Raw genomic sequence first — 6,011 nt, 5'->3', positions numbered from 1 at the left:
CCCACCGCCGCTGCGGACCCGGCTCAGGTGCCCGCGAGCGGCAGCGTGGCGGCGACCAGCAGGCCCTGGGCGGCGGCCCGGTTGAGGGCGGTGCGCAGCAGGTCCTCGCGGGGCTGGCGGCCGATGGTGCCGGCCGGGGCCGCGTACATCACCACGCTGGAGTCCCGGGAGGCGGCGCTGCGCCAGGCGTCGGTCACCACCAGCGGCTGGTGCGCCTGCCACCAGGCGCTGTTGCCCACCGCCGAGGGCTGCAGGATCGAGTGCAGCCGGCCCATCGCCACCAGCACCGACCAGCCGACCAGCCGCTCGGGCAGCTGGTCCATGTCGGCGACCCCGGCGAAGCCCTGGCCCAGCAGCAGCGGCAGGAACTCGTCGGCGCCACTGGTGCTGCCGGGGCGGCCGACCGGTCCGGTGGGCTCGACCACCAGGGCCGCGTGCCCGGTGTCCCCGCAGAGCACCAGCCCGCAGGTGACGCCCAGTACCGCGGGCTCGCCCGGGACGGGGGCGGTCGGTGCGGCGGGCGCCGCGGCGGCCGGGGCGGGCGGCGCGTCGAGCGGGAGCGGGTCGGTCAGCGGGTCGTAGCCGGGGGCGTCGGCGGCGCCGGACCAGTCGGCCTGGGTGGGTTGGCCGCTGCCCTGCGCCTGGCTGATGCTGCGCACGGCGCTGATCAGCTGCTCCTCGGAGACCGGGACGACCTGGGACGGGATGCAGCGGGCGTGGGCGAAGGCCAGGACCGCCGTCTCCTCGCCGACGAACAGCACGGTGCTGGTGCGCTCGTGCTGCGAGTCGCCGGGGGTGCGGCAGGAGGTGCAGTCGTAGGTGTCGGGGGCATGGACCCCGCCCAGCAGACGGTCGGCCTCGTCATCGCCGATCTCGGCGCGGACCTCGTCGCTGACATCGAGCAAGCGCGGCAACAGGACTCCTCGTTTCGGGGGCTCGGCGGTCGACGCCCGGTGCGGACCGGGCAGGTTCGGCCGCCATAACCAACGGACTGCTGTGGTCGGAGTCACGGGTTCGCCGGTCGGCTGTCCGGTATTGCCGCCGAAACGACTGCGCTTGGTTGATGGTTGACCACGTTCTGTCGAGGATGTGCCCAGCCTCACAGGCGCCGGGACGTGACCGGCGCCACCCGGACAAGAGGTTTGAGTCGCGCAATATGGTTCAAATCGGACAGATGACCTTGGAAGCCCATGATCCTTACCCCGGGTAACGAAGGGCTGACCTGGGTCGACCCGCAAACGATCATCAATTGGTTGATTCCGGGCGCCCCCGGCTCCTACCTTCATTCCCGGTGCAACGAGCACCACCCGGGTTCACCCCCGACGCACCCGTACCGGGTGCCCGCCGTCCGGCCGCTCGAACAGGCCGGACGGTGCGCGGTGGAGTGGCCGGGGCGGCGCGGTACGTCCGACACGTACTCGGCCGCCTGAGGACGTGGCAGACGAGTCGGCCCGCAAGGGTCCGGTTCCGTGTGCCCGCCCGGGGCTGTCGAGAGGGACTCCATGACTTTCCGTAACGAGAACACCGCCACCACCGCTGCCGCCGCGACCCCGAAGAAGCGCAACTGGGTCCGCATGGCCGTGCTGGGTGGCGCCGCCGCCGCCCTCCCGGTGGCCGGCCTCGTCACGGCCACCACGGCCTCCGCCGCCTCCACCTCCACCTGGGACGCCGTCGCCCAGTGCGAGAGCACCGGCAACTGGAGCATCAACACCGGCAACGGCTTCTACGGTGGCCTGCAGTTCACCTCCTCCACCTGGGCCGCCTACGGCGGCACCCAGTACGCGCCGCAGGCGAACCTGGCCACCAAGGGCCAGCAGATCGCGATCGCCGAGAAGGTGCTGGCCGACCAGGGCCCCGGCGCCTGGCCGGTCTGCTCGGTCCAGGCCGGCCTGACCGCGGGCGGCGCCCCGGCCCAGGTCGACACCTCCTCGGCCGCGTCCTCCTCGGCCACCACCAAGAGCTCCGGCAGCTCCGCCACCAAGAGCGCCCCGGTGCAGCAGCAGGCCCCGGCCCAGAACACCGCCCCGGTGCAGCAGCCGGTCCAGCAGCCGGTGCAGCAGAAGCCGGTCCAGAAGCCGGCCGCCGCGCCGCAGAGCACCCACCGCAGCGGTGGCAGCTACACCGTCAAGAGCGGTGACACCCTGAGCGCCATCGCCGCCGCGCACGGCACCAACTGGCAGAGCCTGTACCAGAAGAACGTCCAGGTCATCGGCGGCGACGCCAACCTGATCTTCCCGGGCCAGGTGCTCTCCTTCTGAGGCTGACCCAGCCCGCCCGCGTTCCCGACGGACCGCCGCCCCCTCTCCCGGGGCGGCGGTCCGTCGCGTTCGGCGGCCGGTGGGACCGGCCCCAACGGAGCAGCAGCGGCTGCGGGCGGTGCGCGCCCGGCCGCAGAGTCGGAGGATGCGCTACCGAATAGCCCTGCTGCTCGCCTCCGCCGCGACCCTGCTCGCCGTCCCCACCCGGGCCGCGCCGGCCAGTGCGCCGGTGGTCACCGTGCCGGACGCCACCTGGGAGAAGCTGGCCGGCTGCGAGGCGGACGGGGACTGGCACGCCAACACCGGCAACGGCTACTTCGGCGGACTCCAGATCTGGCCGCCGACCTGGCGCGAGGCGGGCGGGCTGCTGCTCGCCACCCGGCCCGACCTGGCCACCCGGCGCCAGCAGATCCAGGTGGCCCAGGAGATCCTGCGCCGGCAGGGCTGGCAGGCCTGGGCGGGCTGCGCGCGGGACCTGGGGCTGCTGCGCTGAGAATACGGCCATGGACATCGTGGTGGTGGGCAGCGTCAACCTGGACCTGGTGATCGAGGTGGCCGCGCTGCCGCGGCCGGGGGAGACGGTCGCGGGCGGACCGGTGCACCGGCTGGGCGGCGGCAAGGGCGCCAACCAGGCGGTGGCCGCCGCCCGGTTGGGCGCCCGCACGGCGCTGGTCGGCGCGGTCGGCTCCGACCCGGACAGCGACCGGCTGCGGGCCGAACTCGTCGCCGAGGGCGTGCTGGTGGACCACCTGGCCACGCTGCCCGGGCCGGCCGGGCAGGCCGTGGTGCTGGTGGACCGGCAGGCGGAGAACTGCATCGTGGTCTCGTCGGGGGCCAATGCCGGGGTCGGCCCCGCGACGGTGGCGGCGGCCGGCCCGCTGCTGGACCGCGCCGCGGTGGTGGTCGCCCAGTTGGAGGTCCCGCTGCCCGCCGTGCTCGCCGCCGCCCGGCTGAGCCGGGGCACCTTCGTGCTCAACCCGGCCCCGGTGCCGCCCGGCGGCCTGCCGGCGGAGCTGTGGCCGCTGGTCGACGTGCTGGTGCCCAACCGCACCGAACTGGCGGCCCTGGCCGGGGTGGCCGAGGTGACCGACGCGGCGCACGCGGCCCGGCTCGCCGCCACCCTGCCCTGCGAGCGGGTGGTGGTGACCCTGGGGGCCGCCGGCGCGCTGGTCCGCGAGGGTGCGGGGCACGAGCTGGTCCCCGCACCGCCCGCGCCCGCCGTGGACACCACCGGGGCCGGCGACACCTTCTGCGGCGCCCTGGCGGTCGCCCTCGCCGAGGGCCGCCCGCTGCGCGCGGCCGCCCGGTTCGCCGTCCGCGCGGCGGCCCTGAGCGTGGCGCGGACGGGCGCGCGCACGGCGATGCCGGACCGCGGGGCGGTGGAGGGGACGGCCTGAGACCCGGCGGTCGGCCCGTTCCGGGCCGGTCGGGGCCGGGACACCAGAACGGGGGACTGCCCCCGTCCGGATCCGCGCTGCGAGGCTGACCCGTGACGAGAGCCGGCAGCACGGCAGCGGACGCAGCGCGGGAGGGCGGGGCAGATGGCCGATCAGTCGCAGGCGGCGGTGGCGACCAGTGGCTTCCGGGTCACACCGGAGGAGGTGCAGAACGCGTCGGTCCAGGTGGACTCGACCGCCGCGGCGATCCAGCAGCAGCTGGACGCGCTGAAGGCGTACGTCCGCACCAACGTCGAGTCCTACTGGCAGGGCCGGGCCCACCAGGCGTTCGACATCTACATGCAGGAGTGGGACGTCTACGCGGCGATGCTGCACGAGGCGCTCACCGGCATCGCCCAGGGCCTGCGCGGCACCTACGTGAACTACGCGCAGTCCGAGGACGCGGCGATGCGCAAGATCGAGCAGTTGCAGAACGAGCTCCCGCCGCTGCGGCTGGGCTGACCCGACGTCACCGAGGAGAATCCGTGCCGGGCAACGACGCCACCTCGATCCTGGTCCACGCCCAGTTGGGCGAGGTCGGGCCGCACATCCACGCCAGTGCCGAGGAGATCATCGGCGAGCTGCAGCGCCTGGTCCAGCTGCTCGAACCGCTGCGGGACACCTGGACCACCAGTGAGGCGGCGGCCGACTACGAGATCATGCAGCAGGAGTGGAACACCGCCGCCGAGGGCCTGTTCGGCCCGAACGGCGTGCTGGGCAACGTGGCCGCCGTGATGAACGTGAACTTCGTCAACTACTCCGACGCCGAGTGGGCCAACGTCTCCACCTGGCGCCACCGCTGAGCCCGGGCCGCACCGCCCCGCACCCCGAGAGGACCTGACGGCACATCATGGCGGACGAGTACTGCCGGATCACCGTGGTCGGCGACCGCAGGCAGGTGGACCTCGCGGTCCCGGCCGGCGCGCCGATCACGGACTACGTGGACGACCTGGCCCGGCTCTGCGCGCTGGAGGAGAACGCCCTCATGCCGCCGGCCTGGTCGCTGGCGACCGCGCTGGCGGGTCCGTTCGCGCCGGAGCGCTCGCTGGCCGAACTCGGCGTCGCCGACGGGCAGGTGCTGTACCTGCGCGACCTGCTGGCCGGCGAACTGGACGAGCCGGTGGTGCTGGACGTGGCCGAGCAGGTCGCGCAGGCGTCCAACCAGTGGCTGGACCGGCCCTGGGACGCCTCGGCGCGGGCCGCCACCGCGCTGGCGGTGGGCCTGGCCTGGCTGGCCGCCGTGCTGCTCGCCCTGGCCGGGCTGCGGCCGGTGGGCCCGGTGGCGGTCGGTGCGGCGGCGGCCGTCGCCGGGACGGTCGTGCCGCTGCTGGCCTGGGTGGCCGGGGAGCGCCGCTGGTCGGTGCCGCCGGCGCTGCGGATCGGTGCCGCGCTGACCGCCGTGCCCGCGCTCGCGGTGGCGGGCTGGTGCCTGCCGGCGGTCCGGCCGGGCCACGGGCCCGGCAGTGCCGGCGCGCTGGCCGGGGCGCTGCTCGGGGCGCTGCTCGGGTACGCGGCGGCCAGTGGGGTGACCACCCTGGCGGTGCTGGGCGCCGTGCTGGTGGCGGCCGTCACCGGCGGCGGCCTGGTCGGCCTCGGCGCCGACCGGGCGCAGTCGGCGGCCGTGTCGGCCGTGGTGGCCTTCCTGTTGCTCAGCGCGGCCCCCGTGACGGCGGGTCGGATCGTGGCCGTGGCCTTCCGCCGGCGCGACCCGGTGGACCCGTCGGGCGACCCGGACGAGGGCGAGCAGGTGCGGCTGGCCGTGCACACCGCGATGACCCTGCTGGCCGTCTGGTCGGCCGTGCTGTCCGCGGTGCTCGCCGCGGCGCTGGTCCTGCTGGCGGTCTCGCACACCGTCTACGGGGCCGGGCTGGCCGGGTGCCTCGCGTTGGCGCTGCTGCTGCGGGCGGGGGCCGCCAAGGTGGTGGTCGAGGTGGTGCCCGGCGCACTGGCCGGCACCGCCGGGGTGTTCGCGCTGCTGCTCACCGGTCCCGGCGCCCTGCACTGGCCGGCCTGGACGGCGCCCGTGCTGCTGGCCGCCGTCGCGCTGGGCCTGCTCGGCTACGGGCTGCGCAAGCTGCTGCGGCGCGACCTGCGGGCGCTGCCGCGGCCGGCCTGGCTCGGTCCGCTGGGCGCGGTGCTCGGCGCGCTGGGCATCCCGCTGCTGCTGGCCGGGTTCGGGCTCTTCGGTCAGCTGATGGGTCTGGGCCGGCACCTCTGAGGCCGCACGGCCGACCGCCGGGGCCGGTGCCCCGGCGGCGGTCAGCGCGCGGCCAGTTGGACCACCGCGCCGGTCGCGGTGCCCGGGCCGCCACCCGGG

At 75.5% G+C, this 6,011-nt stretch carries 7 protein-coding genes; 6 read left to right on the top strand and 1 reads right to left on the bottom strand.

Going from position 1 to position 6,011, the window contains the following annotated elements; translation table 11 throughout:
- Positions 1-23: 23 nt before the first annotated feature.
- The gene (locus tag ACFW1A_RS37310; RefSeq protein ID WP_380417527.1) at positions 24-914 is read right to left on the bottom strand and encodes a hypothetical protein; all 891 of its coding nucleotides are present in this window, start codon (positions 912-914) and stop codon (positions 24-26) included.
- Between the two features lie 588 nt (positions 915-1,502).
- Between ACFW1A_RS37310 and ACFW1A_RS37305 the strand changes: the two genes are divergently transcribed.
- The 6 genes from ACFW1A_RS37305 (at position 1,503) to ACFW1A_RS37280 (ending at position 5,912) form a co-directional block, all read left to right on the top strand.
- Positions 1,503-2,258 carry a transglycosylase family protein gene (locus ACFW1A_RS37305; RefSeq protein ID WP_380417525.1) on the top strand — a complete coding sequence of 252 codons (756 nt, stop codon included), beginning with the start codon at positions 1,503-1,505 and terminating at the stop codon, positions 2,256-2,258.
- A gap of 145 nt (positions 2,259-2,403) precedes the next feature.
- Positions 2,404-2,751 carry a transglycosylase family protein gene (locus ACFW1A_RS37300; RefSeq protein ID WP_380417523.1) on the top strand — a complete coding sequence of 116 codons (348 nt, stop codon included), beginning with the start codon at positions 2,404-2,406 and terminating at the stop codon, positions 2,749-2,751.
- A 10-nt stretch (positions 2,752-2,761) separates the two neighbouring features.
- Positions 2,762-3,655, top strand: a complete 894-nt coding sequence (locus ACFW1A_RS37295) for a ribokinase (RefSeq protein WP_380417521.1) — start codon at positions 2,762-2,764, stop codon at positions 3,653-3,655.
- Between the two features lie 144 nt (positions 3,656-3,799).
- Entirely contained in the window at positions 3,800-4,156 is a 357-nt protein-coding gene (locus tag ACFW1A_RS37290) for a WXG100 family type VII secretion target (protein ID WP_380417519.1), read from the top strand.
- A gap of 23 nt (positions 4,157-4,179) precedes the next feature.
- Complete coding sequence (locus ACFW1A_RS37285; RefSeq protein ID WP_380417517.1) at positions 4,180-4,497, top strand: WXG100 family type VII secretion target; 318 nt, start codon at positions 4,180-4,182, stop codon at positions 4,495-4,497.
- A gap of 47 nt (positions 4,498-4,544) precedes the next feature.
- Positions 4,545-5,912 (top strand): EsaB/YukD family protein, encoded by a 1,368-nt coding sequence (locus ACFW1A_RS37280; protein ID WP_380417515.1) that lies wholly within the window; start codon positions 4,545-4,547, stop codon positions 5,910-5,912.
- The last annotated feature ends 99 nt before the right edge of the window (positions 5,913-6,011 follow it).

Origin of the sequence: Kitasatospora sp. NPDC058965, from assembly GCF_042741245.1 — a bacterium.
In the GTDB taxonomy this organism is placed as follows: Bacteria; Actinomycetota; Actinomycetes; order Streptomycetales; family Streptomycetaceae; genus Kitasatospora.
Note: the sequence above shows the minus strand (reverse complement) of the source record. Positions and strands in the feature narration are given on the sequence as shown.